The sequence below is a fragment of the Oerskovia sp. USHLN155 genome, from assembly GCF_037145535.1.
GTDB classification, from domain to species: Bacteria; Actinomycetota; Actinomycetes; order Actinomycetales; family Cellulomonadaceae; genus Oerskovia; species Oerskovia rustica.
Genome location: NZ_JBBCXG010000003.1, coordinates 307,906 through 325,531 on the forward strand (window position 1 = coordinate 307,906; position 17,626 = coordinate 325,531).

Annotated in this window: 14 protein-coding genes; 6 read left to right on the top strand and 8 right to left on the bottom strand. The window is 73.2% G+C overall.

The genetic code is table 11. From position 1 onward, the window contains the following. Positions 1-7 precede the first annotated feature (7 nt). Entirely contained in the window at positions 8-988 is a 981-nt protein-coding gene (locus tag WFH32_RS06160; protein WP_336706581.1) for an electron transfer flavoprotein subunit alpha/FixB family protein, read from the top strand. Between the two features lie 143 nt (positions 989-1,131). On the opposite strand, the gene WFH32_RS06165 is transcribed toward WFH32_RS06160, so the two are convergent. After that, on the bottom strand, positions 1,132-2,205 hold the full coding sequence (locus WFH32_RS06165) for a phosphotransferase family protein (RefSeq protein ID WP_336706528.1): 1,074 nt from the start codon (positions 2,203-2,205) through the stop codon (positions 1,132-1,134). Between the two features lie 255 nt (positions 2,206-2,460). Between WFH32_RS06165 and WFH32_RS06170 the strand changes: the two genes are divergently transcribed. Beyond that, positions 2,461-3,732, top strand: a complete 1,272-nt coding sequence (locus WFH32_RS06170; protein ID WP_336706530.1) for a cysteine desulfurase family protein — start codon at positions 2,461-2,463, stop codon at positions 3,730-3,732. Next, positions 3,729-4,973: a tRNA 2-thiouridine(34) synthase MnmA gene (mnmA, locus tag WFH32_RS06175; protein WP_336706532.1), complete on the top strand. Its 1,245-nt coding sequence runs from the start codon at positions 3,729-3,731 to the stop codon at positions 4,971-4,973. The genes WFH32_RS06170 and mnmA overlap by 4 nt, the downstream gene beginning before the upstream one ends. A 22-nt stretch (positions 4,974-4,995) precedes the next feature. On the opposite strand, the gene WFH32_RS06180 is transcribed toward mnmA, so the two are convergent. Beyond that, positions 4,996-5,553 carry an ester cyclase gene (locus WFH32_RS06180; protein ID WP_191797927.1) on the bottom strand — a complete coding sequence of 186 codons (558 nt, stop codon included), beginning with the start codon at positions 5,551-5,553 and terminating at the stop codon, positions 4,996-4,998. Positions 5,554-5,770: 217 nt separating this feature from the next. On the opposite strand from WFH32_RS06180, the gene WFH32_RS06185 reads away from it, so the two are divergent. Further along, positions 5,771-6,835 (top strand): hypothetical protein, encoded by a 1,065-nt coding sequence (locus WFH32_RS06185; protein WP_336706534.1) that lies wholly within the window; start codon positions 5,771-5,773, stop codon positions 6,833-6,835. Positions 6,836-6,849: 14 nt separating this feature from the next. On the opposite strand, the gene WFH32_RS06190 is transcribed toward WFH32_RS06185, so the two are convergent. The 5 genes from WFH32_RS06190 to WFH32_RS06210 are packed head-to-tail and all read right to left on the bottom strand — an operon-like array spanning position 6,850 to position 11,705. Next, a complete protein-coding gene (locus tag WFH32_RS06190) occupies positions 6,850-7,527 on the bottom strand; it encodes a response regulator transcription factor (protein WP_336706535.1) in 678 nt (225 codons plus the stop codon). After that, positions 7,524-8,975 carry a sensor histidine kinase gene (locus WFH32_RS06195; protein WP_336706536.1) on the bottom strand — a complete coding sequence of 484 codons (1,452 nt, stop codon included), beginning with the start codon at positions 8,973-8,975 and terminating at the stop codon, positions 7,524-7,526. Before WFH32_RS06195 ends, WFH32_RS06190 begins: the two co-directional genes overlap by 4 nt. A gap of 55 nt (positions 8,976-9,030) precedes the next feature. Continuing rightward, positions 9,031-9,855 (bottom strand): hypothetical protein, encoded by an 825-nt coding sequence (locus WFH32_RS06200; RefSeq protein WP_336706538.1) that lies wholly within the window; start codon positions 9,853-9,855, stop codon positions 9,031-9,033. A gap of 12 nt (positions 9,856-9,867) precedes the next feature. Then, entirely contained in the window at positions 9,868-10,758 is an 891-nt protein-coding gene (locus WFH32_RS06205; RefSeq protein ID WP_336706540.1) for an ABC transporter permease subunit, read from the bottom strand. After that, a complete protein-coding gene (locus tag WFH32_RS06210; RefSeq protein WP_336706541.1) occupies positions 10,755-11,705 on the bottom strand; it encodes an ABC transporter ATP-binding protein in 951 nt (316 codons plus the stop codon). Before WFH32_RS06210 ends, WFH32_RS06205 begins: the two co-directional genes overlap by 4 nt. Before the next feature lie 302 nt (positions 11,706-12,007). Here WFH32_RS06210 and WFH32_RS06215 point away from each other — a divergent pair, with 302 nt between their 5' ends. Together WFH32_RS06215 and WFH32_RS06220 are read left to right on the top strand one after the other, a co-directional pair. Then, a complete protein-coding gene (locus WFH32_RS06215) occupies positions 12,008-12,748 on the top strand; it encodes an HAD family hydrolase (protein WP_191797939.1) in 741 nt (246 codons plus the stop codon). Then, entirely contained in the window at positions 12,748-15,225 is a 2,478-nt protein-coding gene (locus tag WFH32_RS06220; RefSeq protein ID WP_191797948.1) for a glycoside hydrolase family 65 protein, read from the top strand. The genes WFH32_RS06215 and WFH32_RS06220 overlap by 1 nt, the downstream gene beginning before the upstream one ends. Before the next feature lie 81 nt (positions 15,226-15,306). Here WFH32_RS06220 and WFH32_RS06225 read toward each other — a convergent pair whose 3' ends face one another. Next, positions 15,307-17,490, bottom strand: coding sequence for a prolyl oligopeptidase family serine peptidase (locus WFH32_RS06225; RefSeq protein ID WP_336706542.1), 2,184 nt, complete (start codon positions 17,488-17,490; stop codon positions 15,307-15,309). Between the last annotated feature and the right edge of the window lie 136 nt (positions 17,491-17,626).

Below are 17,626 nucleotides of genomic sequence, written 5' to 3' on the forward strand. Positions count from 1 at the left end.
AGGGAACATCGTGACCACCAACGTCCTCGTCCTGCTCGACTCCCCGGAGACGCAGCTGCGCTCCGCGGCCCTCGAGCTCCTGACCATCGCCCGCAGCCTCGGTCGGCCCAAGGCCGTGACGCTCGGCAGCCCGAGCGTCACGACGCTCGCCCAGCTCGGTGCCTACGGCGTCGACACGGTCCTGCAGGCCGAGCTGCCCACGTCCGTGAGCACGGACGCTGCGCACCTCACGGCGGTCGTCTCGGTGACCCTCGAGACTGCGGTGCGCCGCGCGAACGCGGACATCGTGCTGCTCTCGGCGACCTTCCCCAACAAGGAGGCCGCGGCCCGCCTCGCCTTCGCGCTGGGTGCCGGCCTCGTGATCGACGCGGCCGCGGTCCGTGCCGAGGACGGCAAGGCCGTGGGTTACAAGCGGGTCTTCGCGGGCTCGTGGGACACCTCGTGCGAGGTCGTCACCGAGCAGGCCGTGTTCACGGTCCGCGCCAACTCCGTCGTCCCGGAGCCCGCCGAGTCCTCGGTCCAGACGGAGGTCATCGGGTTCCCCGTCGAGGTCCCCGCGTCGGCGACCACCGTCACCGTCGTGTCCCGTGAGGAGAAGCCGGTCGTCGAGGGTGGGCGTCCTGCGCTCGCCGAGGCCGCGACGGTCGTCGCGGGCGGACGCGGCACCGACGGCGACTTCGGGCCCATCGAGGAGCTGGCGGACGTGCTCGGCGCGGCCGTGGGCGCGACGCGTGACGCGGTCTACGAGGGCTGGTTCGACACCTTCATCGGTCAGACGGGCGTGACGATCGCGCCGCGCCTGTACATCGGCGCGGGGATCTCGGGAGCCCCGCACCACCGCGGTGGCATGCAGGCCTCGCAGGTGATCGTGGCCGTCAACAACGACTCCGACAGCCCGCTGTTCGAGATCGCGGACTTCGCGGTCGTGGGCGACCTCGCCGAGGTCCTGCCGCAGGCCGCGCAGGTCCTGCGGGAGCACAAGGGCTGACGCCTCGAACACCCTCTGACGAACGCCCCGGCGGGCTCGGCCCGCCGGGGCGTTCGCACGCCCGGCGGCTTCCCCACGCCCGGCTTCCGTGCACCCGGCGGCTTCCGTGCGACGGGGCTCCGGCCCGACGGCGGACCAGCAGGTCAGAGGCCCAGGTGCTCGAGCCAGGCGAGGGCCGAGACGGCCTGGCCCAGGGCCACCGTGGGACGGCACGGGTCGGACACCGGGGCAGGCTTGCGCGTGAGGTCCATGCTGAAGCCCGCGAACCCGCCGACGATGGACCGGAGGTCTCCGGGGTGCACCTCGGCACCGAGCGGGTGGTCGTCGAACACGGCCGTGAGCCAGGCTCCCGCCCGCTCGGCGTCGTCCCACGTCACGACGGGCGTGCCGCCGTCGTCCGGCACGGACACCTCCGGCGGGTCGAAGACCCCCTCGACGCCCTGCGCGCCGACCGTGACGAGCAGGTGCGCGAGGTCCAGCCACCCGGCCCCGCGCATCGCGAAGGGCCAGTCGAGGACGTAGACCGCGTCGTCCGTGACCGTGAGGTTCCGGGCGCGCATGTCGCCGTGGACGATCGACTCGCCCTCGCACGCGACGAGGACGCCCAGCTCGAGCTCGGCGAGCGACGAGAGGCGGCGAGCCGCCCACGGTGCGAGAGAGGACAGGTGCTCAGGAGGATCGCGCAGGATGCGGCCCCACCCGATAGAGGCGGACGCGAGCTGGGGCCCGGCGGGCGGCAAGGAGATCTGCCGGGCTCCGGGGATGCGGGCCAGGTCGTCGAGGGTGTCGAGGACCCGTGCGAGCACCGCGGGCTCCCAGGGCTCCCGCGGGGGGTAGCCGTCGATGGCCTCGTAGGCGAGCACGATCCAGTCGCCGTCGCCATGGCCCCACAGGAAGCGTGGGGTCGGGACTGCTGCGGGCAGGCGTGTTGCGATGCGTGCCTCGGTGCGGTGCAGGTCGGCGCACTCCCGGGCGTCTCGCGTGCGGGCCGCCTTGAGGAAGACCTGCTCACCCGTCGACAGGCGCAGCAGCGACCCCATCCCGGGCGTGAAGCCGCTCACGACGCTGATCTCCTCGACGACGTGCGCCTCCATCGTGGCCTCGATCTCGTCGCGGAGCTCGCGAGGGAGCGACGCCCACCGCAGGCGGTCGCTCGCGTGGGCACGCGGGTCCTGCGGTGAGCGGACCACGCAGGTGGTCGCGACGTCGTCGGGCATGGGGCAGAACGCTCGCACGGGGTGAGGAGGGACGGGAGGGAGAACTGTCGGGGTGTCGCCGTTCACGAGCGGACCCCGGCCGCGCGACGCGTCGCGGCGGGCAGGTGAGGGTCCGAGGGGCGAACGAGCATCTGTCAAGATATCGGTTTTTCCTGTGCTGTCCAGCAATGTTCCACAGAACTCACGTCCCTCGTCCGCACCGTGGCGGCGGCGGCCCGCGAATACCTTCGTAGACTGGACGACTGTGATCGCCTCATGACCGCCACGCCCGCCGATCCCTCGCACGGCGCCTACCTCGACCACGCCGCCACGACCCCCATGTCGCCGGCCGCGCTCGAGGCCTTCGTCGCGGAGCTCACCCAGACCGGCAACCCCTCGTCGCTGCACGCGGCGGGCCGGGCTGCGCGCCGCGTCGTCGAGGAGTCGCGCGAGGCCGTCGCGGCGGCGCTCGGCGCGCGCCCGAGCGAGGTGATCTTCACGGCAGGTGGCACCGAGTCGGACAACCTCGCCATCAAGGGGCTGTTCTGGGGGCGTCGCACCACCGAGCCGCACCGCCGACGCATCCTGGTCTCGGCGGTCGAGCACCACGCGGTGCTCGACCCTGCCTTCTGGATGGCCGAGCACACGGGCGCGGAGATCGTCCTGCTGCCCGTCGACGACGCCGGCAGGCTCGACCTCGACGCGCTGCGCGCCGAGCTCGCGGCCAAGGGCGACGAGGTCGCGCTCATCTCGGTCATGTGGGCGAACAACGAGGTCGGGACGATCCAGCCGGTCCAGGAGGTCGTCCAGATCGCGCGACCGTACGGCATCCCCGTGCACTCGGACGCGGTGCAGGCCGTCGGGCAGGTGCCCGTGGACTTCGCCGCGAGCGGCCTCGACGCCCTGACCCTCACGGGCCACAAGCTCGGGGGACCCATGGGCGTCGGCGCCCTGGTCGCGAAGCGCGGCCTGCCCCTGACCCCGGTGCTGCACGGCGGCGGGCAGGAGCGCGGCGTGCGCTCGGGCACCCTCGACACGCCTGCCATCCGGGCGTTCGCGGTCGCCGTGACCGAGGCCGTCGCGGGCCGTGCGGAGCGGGCCGAGCACCTCGCGTCGTTGCGCGACGACCTGGTCCGGGGCGTGCGGGCGGCCGTGCCCGACGCCGTGCTGCGCGGCCCCGACCCGCTGGCGGACCCGTCCCTGCGCCTCCCCGGCAACGCGCACTTCACGTTCCCCGGCTCCGAGGGCGACTCGTTGCTGTACCTGCTCGACTCGGCGGGCGTGCAGACGTCCACGGGTTCCGCGTGCCAGGCCGGGGTGCCGCAGCCCTCGCACGTCCTGCTCGCGATGGGGGTCTCGGAGGAGGACGCGCGCGGTGCGCTGCGGTTCTCGCTCGGTGCGACCTCGACGCCCGACGACGTCGCGCGCCTTCTCGACGCGCTGCCGCAGGTCGTGGCGCGGGCGCAGGCCGCGGGGCTCGCGTCGTCGGCCCGGCCCGGGGCGAGCCCGAGGACGCGACCGACCGCCACGACAGGGAGGCCCGCATGAGAGTCCTGGCAGCGATGTCCGGCGGGGTGGACTCCGCCGTCGCGGCGGCCCTGGCGGTCGAGGCCGGCCACGAGGTGGTCGGCGTGCACATGGCTCTGTCGCGCAACCGCGAGCAGTTCCGCGCGGGCTCGCGCGGGTGCTGCTCGATCGAGGACGCGGGCGACGCGCGCCGCGCGGCCGACGTGCTGGGCATCCCGTACTACGTGTGGGACCTCTCGGAGCGCTTCGAGGACACGGTCGTCGCGGACTTCCTGTCCGAGTACGAGGCCGGGCGCACGCCCAACCCGTGCGTGCGCTGCAACGAGCACATCAAGTTCGAGGCGCTGCTCGACAAGGCCACGGCGCTGGGCTTCGACGCGGTCGCGACGGGCCACTACGCGCAGGTCGTCACGCGCGAGGTCGCCGTCGCCGGGCCGGACGGCGAGGCCGTGACGCGCACGGTCCGCGAGCTGCACCGGTCGCCCAACGACGCCAAGGACCAGTCGTACGTGCTCGCGGTCATGGGCCAGGAGCGGCTGGCCCGGTCGATCTTCCCGCTGGGCGGCTTCGCGTCCAAGGACGAGGTCCGTGCCGAGGCCGAGCGGCGTGGCCTGTCGGTCTCGAACAAGCCCGACTCCTACGACATCTGCTTCGTGTCCGACGGCGACACCCAGGGCTTCCTCAAGGCGCGCCTGGGCGCGCGCACGGGCGAGATCGTCGACACCGAGGGCGAGGTCCTGGGCGAGCACGAGGGCGCGTACGCGTTCACGGTCGGCCAGCGCAAGGGCCTGTCCCTGGGGCGCCCGGCCGCGGACGGCAAGCCGCGCTACGTGCTCGAGGTCGAGCCGGTCTCCAACCGGGTCGTCGTGGGGCCGGCCGAGCTGCTCACGGTCGACCGCATCGAGGGGGACCGCTCGGTGTGGCTCGCGGACGACGTCCTCGCAGCCGCCGGGTGGGAGCCCGCCCAGGCGGGGTCCGTGCCCGACGGCGCGGCGTCCGCCCAGGTGTCCGGCTGGTTCGACGCGTCGGTCCAGGTGCGTGCCCACGGGGCGCCGGTCCCTGCGCGGGTGCGCGCCGTCGTCGGGCAGGCGGACGACGGGGCCGCCGACGGCGCGCGGACGGAGGTCGAGCTCACGGGCGAGACGCTGCGCGGCGTGGCTGCCGGCCAGTCGCTCGTCGTGTACCAGGGCACGCGCGTGATCGGGCAGTCGACCGTGCAGCGCGCCTACCGGGCGCAGCGCGCGGCGAGCGCAGCGCGCTGACCGACCGGCCGTGCGCGCCTCGTCACACCGCGACCGGGACGCTGCCCACCGCGGAGCCGGGCTGAGTCGCGGCGAGCACCGCGCTCGTCGGGACCACGGGGTGCTCGCTGAGCTCCCGCACGAGCCACGCGTCGTCGCGCACCGCCCAGTGCTCGGCCTCGCGCCCGTCCACGAAGCGCAGCATGTGCATCTCGCGGACCGTGAAGTGACGGCCGGTGGGCGCCAGCCCCCGGAAGTAGCCCGTGTGCCGGGCGCTGAACGCCACGTGCAGCGCCACCAGGTCGCCCTCCGCGACCGCGTGCAGCACCTCGACGTGCTGGTCGGAGAATGCGTCCGAGAACCAGTGCATGGTCGCGACCAGCCCCTCGATGCCGCCCGAGCAGCCGGGGGCCGGGTCGTGGTTGTGGAAGTCGGCGGCGACGAGCGCCGCGAGCGCCTCGGCGTGGTTCCCGGGGATGGCCTGGGTGTGCACCGCGATCGCGGCCGCCTTGTTGGTCGCGCCAGCGGTCGTCGTGGCCGCCTCGTGGTGCTGGTCGCCGGGAAGGGTGGTCCCGGTCGCCTCGTGCCTGCTGCTGCTCATGTCCGCCTCGCTCGTCCGGCGGGGTCGGTCCAGCGGCCACCGCGTCGTCACGGTCTGTGGTGCATACTCATCAGCCTTCACTCGGAGAGAGGGACACCGCAAGAGTTCGTGCGGGTGATGCTCGGGTGAGTTCTCCGGGGAGAGTCAGGGGAGTTGGTGGACCGGCCCGGCCGTCGGACCGGTCCTTGAGCACGTCGAACAGCAAGGAGACCTGGACATGACGTCAGTCAGCGGCCACGGGCCGTGGCCCGGCGGCGAGGGCACCGACGTCCTCGAGGCGCAGCAGATGATCTTCGGAGACCTCGCCGAGGTCCCCTCGGGCGTGACGCCCGTCCCGTTCCTCGTGCGCCTGCCCCAACGGGGACCGGGCGCCGACGGCGTGGGCCGCACCGCGACCCTGCTCGCGGACCTGCCCGTCGAGATCGGGCCGCACGGCTGGAAGCTCGCGGACCGGCCCGGCATGGACGAGCGCAGGGCTCGGGCCTTCCTCCGGGACGACCTGGGGGCGCTCGCGATCGCCGGGCACGGGTACGTCGGGCCGCTCGCGGTGTCGGTCGTGGGGCCGTGGACGCTCGCGGCCGAGCTGTACCTCGCGCGCGGCGACCGGGTCCTCGCCGACCAGGGCGCGCGGGCCGACCTGGCCGCGTCGCTCGCCGTCGGGGTGCGGGCGCACCTCGACGAGGTGCGTCGGCAGGTCCCGGGGGCCGAGCTCGTGGTGCAGGTCTCCGAGCCGCTGCTGGGCCAGATCAACGCGGGCGTGCTGCCCACGTTCTCCGGGTACTCGCGGCTTCGACCGGTCGAGGGCCCGGCGATCGTGGAGGGCCTCGAGACGGTCCTGGGGGCGGTGCGGGACGGGGGTGCGCGCAGCGTCGTGCACGTGGGGCCCGCGTGGGTCGGGATCGCCCCCGTCGTCCTCGCTGGTGCCGACGCCGTCGGCCTGGACCTCGCGGCCCGGGCCGACGGCTGGGACGAGAAGGGCTGGGAGCTGGTCGCGCGCGCGGTCGAGCGCGGCGTCGGGGTCTGGGCCGGGCTGCCGCCCGCGAAGGTCTCGCAGTGCTCGGGGCCCAACCTGGGCGAGCTCGCGTCGCTCGTGACCGTCCCGTGGCGCCGGATCGGGCTCCCGTCCTCGGGGCTCGACGACGTCACGCTCCTCGCGGCGCCGCGTGCGGGGGGAGTGGGGCTGGGGTCGGGGCAGCGGCTCGGGAGCATCGACGAGAACCGCGCGATGCTCGGGAACCTGGGGCGGGTCGCGGAGATGCTCGCGGAGCGGGCGCAGGACTGAGCGTCGGGCGCGGGCTAGCGGCCCTGCCCGGCGAGCCCGCTCTCGTAGGCGACGATCACGGCCTGCACTCGGTCGCGGACGCCGAGCTTGGCGAGCATGTTGCCGACGTGCGTCTTGACCGTGGTCGCCGAGAGGACCAGTCGCTCGGCGATCTCGGCGTTGGACAGCCCCTCCGCGACGCACCGCAGGACGTCGAGCTCGCGGGGGGTGAGCGTGCGCAGCGCCGGGTTCAGGTCGTCGGCGGGCGCTGGGGCGGCCTCGCCCGTGGGAAGGTACGGGGCGAAGAGGTCGAGCAGGCGGCGCACGATCCTCGGGGCGACGATCGAGCTGCCCGCCGCCACGGTGCGGATCGCTGCGACGAGCTCCTCGGGCAGGGCGTTCTTGAGCAGGAAGCCGCTCGCCCCCGAGCGCAGCGCCGCGAACGCGTACTCGTCGACGTCGAAAGTGGTCAGGACGAGGACCCGTGTCGCGGGGTGCTCCGAGACGATGCGCCGGGTGGCCTCGATGCCGTCCATGCCCGGCATGCGGATGTCCATGACCACCACGTCGGGGGCCAGGGCCGCGGTCTGGGCGATCGCGACCTGGCCGTCGGAGGCCTCGCCGACGACCTCGAGGTCGGGCTCGGACTCGATCACGAGGCGGAATCCGAGGCGCAGGAGCGCCTGGTCGTCCACGAGCAGCACCGTCGTCATCCCTGTCCTCCGTCCGGTCCTTCGGTCCTGCCGCGCCTCGCGCCCTGGTCCGGTGCTGGGCGTCGGTCGTCGTCGACCGGCAGGACGACGTGCACGCGCCATCCTCCACCAGGTCGAGGGCCGGCCTCGACGCGACCGTCGAGGAGCGCGGCGCGCTCGCGCATGCCGAGGATGCCCCGCCCGGAGCCGCCGCCCGTCCCCGGACGGGTACCGCCGTCGTCGAGCACCTCGACCTCGAGTCCCGACGGGCCGCGTCGCACGGCGACCTCGGCACGTGGCGTGCCCGGAGCATGCCGGAGCACGTTGGTCAGCGCCTCCGTCACGACGCGGGCGACGGCTAGCCGCAGCGCGGTGTCCTGGGGGAGGTCGACGTCGAGGCCCCGCGCACGCACCGGGATGCCGGCGGCCCGGAAGCGTTCGACGATCATCGCGAGGTCGGCTGCGACAGGCTCCGCGGATCCGCCCGTCCCCGCGTCGGTGCCCTCGCCGGGGTCGAGTGCGCCGAGGACGCCCTGCATGTCGGACAGCGCTCCCCGCCCCGTCCGGGAGAGCTCGCGCAGCGCCTCGCGCGAGCGGTCGGGGGCTCGGTCGAGGGCGGCCCCGGCTCCGTCCGACAGGGCGACCATGACCGACACGCTGTGCGCGACCACGTCGTGCATCTCGCGCGCGATCCGCGCCCGCTCGGAGACCCGCGCGAGAGCGGCGCTCTGGTCGCGCTCGCGGGCCATCGCGGCATAGCGCTCCACGAGGTCGTGCGCGTGCTGGCGCCTGGCGCGCGCCACCGCGCCGGTCGCGACGCCCAGCAGCAGGAGCCCGAGGAGGAGGAGTACCGAGAAGGACCGGCGCCCGGCGGAGAACGGGGGCGCGGGGAGCTGTCGGGCGGGTCCGTCGAGCGAGGGCAGACGATCGCTCCACAGGAGGATCTCGGCGAGGCCGACGTCCTGCCAGTGCCAGAGCGCGACCGTGACGACGAGGAAGACTGTCGTGCACGTGATCCAGGTCGTGCGGGGCGTGCGTGTGGCCGCAACGGTGAAGAGCGTGAACGCGAGGCACGCCCCGAGGACGCCCAGCACTCCCGCGGTGGCGAGCGAGCCGAGGGCAAGGACCGTGAGCGCGCCTGTGACGACCAGCGGCGACACTCGCCGTACCGCCAGGAGCACGGCCCCCACGACGGATCCCGCCCACCAGGCGGCCGAGACCAGGCGGGTCGCGCCTGTTCCTGGCAGGAACAGGCCCAGGTCGATCGACCCCTGGACCGTCATCTGGGCCACCTCGGTCGTCACCAGACCGAGCAGCAGCACGCCGAGAGCGAGGGCGAGGTCCGCGATCCACGGTCGGGCCGCGAGGACGCGCCCGACAGGGCCGGCGTGCAGGGCCTGCGTCTCGGTCAGGACGGGCGAGACCGTCGGCGCGGGGGGCTGCGGGGCGGCCGCGCGCGGGGTGGGCATGGTCTCCACTGTCCCATCGATCGCCCGGCCCGAGGGACCAGCCGCTCGGTGCGGGTCAGAGGTCATGGCGGCGCAGACGGTAGACGGCGGCGCCGAGCAGCGCGACGACCCACCCGAGGAGGACCAGGCCCCCGCCCCACGCCCCGAGGTCCGGGCCGAGGCTCGTGGCGTCCAGTGCCGCGACCTGAGTATCGCCCTGGACCAGGCGGGTACCGGCTGCCGGCAGGAGGGCCCGCAGGGTGTCTGTGAACCGGCCCGGGTTGGCGGCGAGGAACTGGTCGAGCACGAGCAGCAGCATGGCCGCCGTGACGAACGCTCCGGTGGCTCGACGCAGCAGCGCGCCGATCGCGAGCCCGAGCAGCGCGACGCCCGTCTGGTGGAGCACGTAGCCCACCAGCAGACGCACCGTCTCGGCATCGGCGGCGTCGACGACGAGCCCGGCACCGGTGCGCTGCCCCGACGTGACGAGGAGCGAGGCGCCGACCGCTGCAGCTGCGGTCGCGGCCCCCCACCCGGCCGTGACCACGGCCTGGCCACCGAGGACCGGCAGGCGTCGTGGGACGGCCGTGAACGTAGCCCGGAAGGTACCGGTCGCGTACTCGCCCGTACCGACCAGCACGCCCAGGGCGAGCGGACCGAGCTGTGCGAGCACGTGGCCCGTGACCGCGAGCGATGCCCCGCTCCCCGCACCCCCCGGTCGGACGAACAGGCCCAGACCGAAGGCGAGGCCAGCCGCCGCGACGACGGTGGCCGCCGCGAGCCAGGCGGTCGAGCGCAGGCCTGTGATCTTGGTCCACTCGGCCGCGAGCGCGCGGGTGACCGTGGCGCCCCGGGTGCTCCTGGGTACGAGGGCCGTGGTGTGGTCGAGAAGGTGGCTCATCAGTCGTCCACCTCAGACCACGTCGCGGCCGCGCAGGCGGGCCGCGGCGACCGCGAGGGGGACCAGGACCCAGCCGGCGAGCACGAGCGCCCCGCCCCAGGAGCCGAGGTCCGGGGCGCCCTCGATGCCGCTGCTTCCCGGTCCCCGCACGAGGAGCTCGGCCGCACCGCTGGGCAGGAACGTCACCACGGTGTTCACGGCGGACTGCTGCGACGACACGGTGCCGCCCGTGGGTGCGGCCATCGGGTCGGTGGCCAGCTCGGAGCCCAGCGAGAGGATGACGGGCAGGACGAGCACCAGGACGACCGTGACCGCGACGGCGGGGACCGGGCTGCGCAGCAGCGCGCCGACCGCTAGGCCGAGCAGCGCCATGGCGACGAGGAAGGTCGCCATGCCGACCAGGACCTGTGGGGTCCCGGCACCGGTCAGGTCCAGCGAGATCCCGCGCGAGGACGCTGCCGGTACCAGGGCCACGACGGCGGCACCCACGGCAGCGGCCGCGACCAGGAGGCCGAACGCTCCTACCACGACCACCTGCGCGGCGAGCACGGGCAGCCGCCGGGGGACGGCCGTGAAGGTCGAGCGGAACGTGCCCGTGGTGAACTCACCCGTCCCGGCGAGTATGCCCAGGACCAGGGGACCGACCTGGGCGAGCAGGAGCCCCGCCGTGAGCGAGTCGAGCGGGACGAACCCCGGGTCGACCGACGAGGCGTTCGCGGCCAGGTACGTCAGTGCCCACGACACCACGACCGTCGCGGCCGCGATCACCGTCGTGGACCGCAGGCTCGTGAGCTTGGTCCACTCCGAGGCGACGACGCGGGGGAAGGTCGGGCCGCGACGGACCGCAGGCCCGCCCGCCCGCGCGCGGGCGCCTCCCGCGGTGGAGGCGGTGAGGGCGCTCATCGGACCGCTCCGGTGGACGTGCCGGTCGTCGTGCCGTCGGCGCTGCCGCCCCGGTACTGGACGGCGTCGGCGGTGAGGTGCAGGTAGGCGTCCTCGAGCGAGCCGCCGTCGGTCGCGAGCTCCAGGACCGTCGCGCCGCAGCGAGCAGCGGCTGCGCCGACCTCGTCGACGGACGCACCCTGGACGTTCAGCACCCCATGCTCGTGCCGCACCACGTCGGCGCCGAGGCCTGCGAGGGCTGTTGTGAGCAGGTCGGGATCGGTCGTGCGGACGCGGACCGTGCTCGCGTGCTCGGAGCGCTGGACGAGCTCGGACACCGAGGCGTCGGCGAGCAGCCGGCCCTTGCCGATGATCACGACCCGGTCGGCGCACAGCGAGAGCTCGTGCATGAGGTGCGACGAGAGGAAGACCGTGCGGCCCTCGGCCGCGAGGCTCCGGACGAGCCCGCGCACCCACAGGACCCCGTCCGGGTCGAGGCCGTTGACCGGTTCGTCGAGGATCAGGGTCTCGGGGTCGCCGAGCAGGGCACCGGCGATCCCGAGGCGCTGCCCCATGCCCAGCGAGTAGGTCCCGGCCCGGCGCCCGGCGACGGACTCGAGCCCGGTCGTCGCGATCACCTCGTCCACGCGTGAACGGGAGATGCCGTGGGTACGGGCCTGCGCGAGGAGGTGGCGGAACGCCGTGCGCCCCGGGTGGACTGAGCGCGCGTCGAGCATGACGCCGACCGCGTGCAGCGGCGCCGGCAGGTCGACGTACCGACGGCCTCCGACCGTCGCGTTGCCCGAGGTGGGGCGTTCGAGCCCGACGATCATCCGCATGGTCGTGGACTTCCCGGCGCCGTTCGGACCGAGAAACCCCGTGACCGTCCCGGGACGAGCCGTGAACGTCAGCCCGTCCACGGCCGTCGTGGGCCCGTAGCGCTTCGTCAGTGCCTCTACCTGGATCATGCGTCTCCTGTCGTCATCGGGCCGCCTGGTCGGCGTGTGCCCCGTCCGTCGTCGACGCTACGGACGCGGCTCAGGGGGCAGCACCTCCCGATGGCCGAGATCTGCGACGGGTGCTCCTCCTCCTGGAGGAGGAGGCAGGTCGTCCCGGGAACGGAGCACCGCTCGGTGCAGAGCGCGGTCACGGTGCGCACGCGCCCGCGCCCCTCCTCGTTTTCGCCGTGACGCCCCCTGGTGCGTAGGCTCGGAGGGAGGTGCCGAACTCGCGGCGCTCCCTCGTCCGTCCACTCTCCCGAAGGAGCGCGATGCCCGCTCTGCACGCCGTCCTCTTCGACCTCGACGGTGTCCTGACACCGACCGCCGAGGTCCACATGCGCGCCTGGGAACGCCTGTTCGCGCCGCTGTGCGCCGAGCGCGGGGTCGCGCCGTACACGTCGGCGGACTACTTCGCGCACATCGACGGCAAGCCCCGCTTCGACGGGGTCGCCACGATGCTCGCCTCGCGCGGGATCGAGCTCCCGTGGGGCACGATCGACGACGCCCCCGGGGAGGGCACGGTCTGCGCGCTGGGCAACGAGAAGAACGAGATCGTCAACGCGATGTTCGTCGAGGAGGGCATCGAGCCCTACCCGGGCTCGATCGCGTTCCTCGACGCCGTGACCGCGGCAGGGGCGCTCGTCGCGGTCGTCTCGTCGTCGCGCAACGCCCCGTCGGTCCTGGCGGCCGCGGGGATCGCGGACCGTTTCGGGGTCGTCGTGGACGGCGCCGTCGCGGCCGCGGAGGGGCTCGACGGCAAGCCCTCGCCCGCCACCTACGAGTACGCGGCCCAGCTCCTGGGCGTCCCGACGACCGCCGCGATCGTGATCGAGGACGCGATCTCGGGTGTCCAGGCGGGAGCGGCCGGCGACTTCGGGCTCGTCGTCGGGGTGGACCGCGGGGTCGGGGCGGACGTCCTGACGGAGCACGGCGCCGACGTGGTCGTGGCCGACCTGGGCGAGCTCGACGCGACGGTCCTGGACCGCCCGGCCCACGAGGAGGCCCGCTGATGGCCGGGTTCGAGCACGGCTTCGACGGGACCGTCGACCGCAGCCGCTTCCCGGCGGACCCGTGGCGGCTCACCGAGAACCGCTACTCCGCGCACGACCTCGGGGTCACCGAGACCCTCTTCTCGGTCGGCAACGGGTATCTCGGCATGCGGGGCAACGTCGAGGAGGGGCGCGAGTCCCACACGCAGGGGACGTTCATCAACGGCTTCCACGAGACGTGGCGCATCCACCACGCCGAGGAGGCGTACGGGTTCGCCGAGGTCGGGCAGACCATCGTCAACGTCCCGGACGTCAAGATCATCCGGCTCTACGTCGACGACGAGCCGCTCCTGCTGCCCGTCGCGGACCTCGTCTCCTACGAGCGGTCGCTCGACATGGCCGACGGCGTGCTGCGGCGCGAGCTGTTGTGGCGCACTCCGTCGGGCAAGCGCGTCCTGGTGAAGTCCGAGCGCATGGTCTCGTTCGTGGAGCGGCACCTGGCCGTCATCACGTTCGAGGTCACGATGCTCGACGACCCGGCCCCCATCGCGATCTCGTCCCAGATCCTCAACCGGCAGGACGGGCAGGACGAGTACCACGTCCCGTCGGCCGCGATGGGGCAGGGCTTCGACCCGCGCAAGGCCAACCAGTTCACTGACCGCGTCCTGCAGCCGCAGGCCCAGTGGGGCGACGACCAGCGCCTCGTGCTGTCCTACCGGTGCACCAACTCGGGCATGACGATCGCGGTCGCCGCGGACGACGAGCTGGTCACGGAGAACACCCACGAGGTGCGCACCCAGGTGGACGAGGACCTGGCCAAGCACGTCTACCGGATCCAGGCCGAGCCGGGCAAGCCGGTCCGGCTCACGAAGACCGTGGCCTACCACACGTCCCGCGGGGTGCCCGCGCGCGAGCTCATCGACCGTTGCCGTCGCACGCTCGACCGCGTGCGGGAGGAGGGCGTCGCGTTCCAGCACGCCGAGCAGCGCGAGTTCCTCGACGACTTCTGGGCGCGCTCCGACGTCGAGATCCCGGGTCAGCCCGAGATCCAGCAGGCCGTGCGGTGGAACATCTACCAGCTCGCGCAGGCCACGGCCCGCGCCGAGGGCAACGGCGTCCCCGCCAAGGGCCTCACGGGCTCGGGCTACGGCGGCCACTACTTCTGGGACACCGAGATCTACGTGCTGCCGTTCCTGACGTACACGAGCCCGCGGTACGCGCGCAACGCGCTGCGCTTCCGCTACCAGATGCTCGACGCCGCCCGCCGCCGCGCCGGGCAGCTCTCGCAGGAGGGCGCGCTGTTCCCGTGGCGCACGATCAACGGCGAGGAGGCCTCGGCGTACTACGCCGCGGGCACCGCGCAGTACCACATCGACGCCGACGTGTCCTATGCCCTCATGCAGTACGTGCGGGCGACGGGGGACCAGGACTTCCTGGAGCGCGAGGGTGTCGACATCCTCGTGGAGACCGCGCGCATGTGGGCCGACCTCGGCTTCTGGCGGGCCAACGGCGACGACCACTTCCACATCCACGGCGTCACAGGGCCCGACGAGTACACGACGGTCGTCAACGACAACCTCTTCACCAACGTCATGGCCCGCTTCAACCTGCGCGTCGCGGCCGAGACGCTCGACGCCATGCGCCTGGACGCGCCGCACGACTACGAGCGGCTCCGGATCCGGCTCGGGGTCTCGGCGGAGGAGACGGCCGAGTGGTCGCGAGCGGCCGAGCGCATGTCGATCCCTTACGCCGAGCACCTGGGTATCCACCCGCAGGACTCGCACTTCCTGGAGCGCGAGATCTGGAACCTCGCGGCGACCCCTGCGAACAAGCGGCCTCTGCTGCTGCACTACCACCCGCTCGTCATCTACCGCTACCAGGTGCTCAAGCAGGCGGACGTCGTCCTCGCGCTGTTCCTCCAGGGGGCCGAGTTCACGCCCGAGGAGAAGCTGGCCGACTTCGAGTACTACGACCCGTTGACCACGGGCGACTCCACGCTCTCGGGCGTGGTCCAGTCGATCATCGCGGCCGAGGTCGGGTACCACGAGCTCGCGCTCGAGTACTTCACGTCGTCGCTGCTGGTCGACCTGGAGAACCGCCACGCCAACGCGTCCGACGGCGTGCACGTCGCCTCGGCCGGCGGGACGTGGTCGGCGCTGGCGTTCGGGTTCGGTGGCATGCGCGACGACTGCGGTCGCATCAGCTTCGACCCGCGCCTGCCGCAGGCGTGGGAGTCCCTGACGTTCCGCGTGTCCCTGCGCGGGGCACGGCTGAAGGTCACGGTGACGGCCGACGCGATCACGTTCGTGTGCGAGACGGGCGAGAGCGCCGAGGTGCTGGTGCGCGGCGAGGCCGTGCGCGTCGCCGCCGGCGAGCCCGTGACGGTGGCCCTCGACGGCCAGGGGCCCGTGCGGGAGGGGACACCGAGCCTGCGTGACCTGACGGGCAACCGTCGCGAGGACGGGACGCTCATCACCGCGACGGTTCCGCACTCGTAGTCCGCCGTTCGTTCGTTCCAGACGCCGAGAGGGCGGGTCCCCCCGGGGAACCCGCCCTCCGTGCGTCCGGGGAGCCCGGCGTCAGCCGAGCTGTTCCCGCAGGAAGCGGTAGTGGATCGCGGCCATGTGCGCGGCCTGGGCGTTGTTCGCGGCGCCGCCGTGCCCGCCCTCGACGTTCTCGTAGTACGTCACGTCCTTGCCGGCCGCGAGCATCTTCGCGGCGAGCTTGCGGGCGTGCCCGGGGTGGACCCGGTCGTCCTTGGTCGACGTCGTGAAGAGCACGGGCGGGTACTCGCGCTCGGCGTCGAACAGGTGGTAGGGCGAGAACGTCCTGATGAACTCCCACTGCTCGGGGTCGTCCGGGTCGCCGTACTCGGCGGCCCACGACGCCCCCGCGAGCAGGTGCGTGTAGCGCAGCATGTCGAGCAGCGGGACGCCCACGATCACGGCGCCGAAGAGCTCGGGGTACTGCGTGAGCATGTTGCCCGCGAGGAGGCCGCCGTTGCTGCGGCCCTCCATGCCGAGGTGCTCGGGAGTCGTGATGCCGCGGGCGACGAGATCGCGCGCGACGGCCGCGAAGTCCTCGTAGGCCTTGTGACGCTTGGCCTTGAGGGCGGCCTGGTGCCAGGACGGGCCGTACTCGCCGCCGCCGCGGATGTTCGCGACGACGTACACGCCGCCGTCGGCGAGCCAGGCTCGTCCGAGCCCGCCCGAGTAGCCCGGGGTCAGCGAGACTTCGAAGCCGCCGTAGCCGTAGAGCAGCGTGGGAGCGGCGCCCACGGGGGCGGCGCCGGAGCCCGCCTCGGCGGCGGCACCGGAGTCCGGGCGGACGAGCTCCTCACGCCCGACGACGAAGTACGGGACGCGCGTGCCGTCGTCGGACACCGCGAAGTGCTGGTCGATGACCAGGCCTGAGGCGTCGAAGAAGGCGGGGCTCGACTTGAGCACCTCGGGCTCGGTGCCCGCGCCCACCGACAGGAGCGAGAGCGTCGAGGGCGTGAGGTAGTCGGTCGTGACGAGCCAGACGTCGTCGCTCTCCTCGGAGTCCACGGCGCCCACGACGACCGTGCCGATGGTCGGCAGGCCGGGCAGCTCGCTGCGGGGCCATCCACGGCCCGGTGCGTCGGCGTCCGCTCCGGTGTCCGAGGAGGGCGGCGTCAGCACGTGGAGGCGGTTCTTGACGTCCTCCAGGACGTTGACCACGAGGTGGTGCGCGGTCCACGTGGCCCCGGCGAGCGACGACGTGGGCGTGGGCTCGAACAGGACGGTGAAGCCGCGCGCCCCGGCGAGGAAGTCCTCGAAGCGGGTCGCGAGCAACGACCCCGCGAGGTAGGTGGTGCCGTCGACGGTCCAGTCGTCGCGCAGCTCGACGAGCATCCACTCGCGCTTGACGCCGACCTCGGCCGAGCGCGGGACGTCGATCTTGACGAGGCGCTGCTCGGGCGTGCCTGCGTCCTGGACGAGGTACGTCTCGCTGTCGTAGAACGCGATCGAGCGGCCGACGAAGTCACGCTCGAAGCCGGGCGAGTGCGTGCGCCAGCCGAAGATGTACATGTCCTCGGGCTCGCCCTCGTACACGACCGAAGCCTCGGTGACCGGGGTGCCGCGGCGCCAGCGCTTGACGATCCGGGGGTATCCCGAGGGGGTCATCGAGCCCGGTCCGAAGTCCGTGAAGACGTACACCGTGTCGGTGTCGATCCACCCGAGCCCACCCTTGGACTCCTCGCGGTAGAACCCGCCGTCCTCGGGAGCGACGAACTGCTTCGTGACGAGGTCGAACTCGCGGGTCACGTCGGCGTCGGACCCGCCGGGGGACAGGTCGACCAGGGCGTGGCGCCACTCGCCGCCCGGGGTGGGGCGCAGGACGCTCGCGCCGTGCCAGACCCAGCTCTGCCCCTCGGCCTCGCCCAGCGCGTCGAGGTCGAGCACGAGCTCCCACTCGGGGTGGTCGGTGCGGTAGGAGTCGAGCGTCGTGCGGCGCCAGACGCCGCGCTCGTGCTGCGCGTCGCGCCAGAAGTTGTAGTAGTGCTCGCCGATCTTCGAGACGTCGGGGATCTTGTCGTCGGAGTCGAGGACCTCACGGACCGCCTGCTCGGTCCGGGCGAACTCGCTCGTGGCCTCGATCGTCGCGGCGGTCTCGGCGTTGCGGCCCTGGACCCAGGTGAGCGCCTCGCGGCCCTCGACCTCTTCGAGCCACAGGTACGGGTCGTGCGGCGTGGTCGGCTGTCCGGTGGGCGCGTCGGTCACGACGTTCTCAGCACTCATGCGAACACACTAGGCGACCGATCCGCGGTACCGGGCATGCATAGATCTTTGGGGGGAGCGGCTCGCGCGAGGTGCGTTCCAGGTCACACACCGACGACACTTGCATCTATCCGTACCTTGTGAAAGTATTCACAAG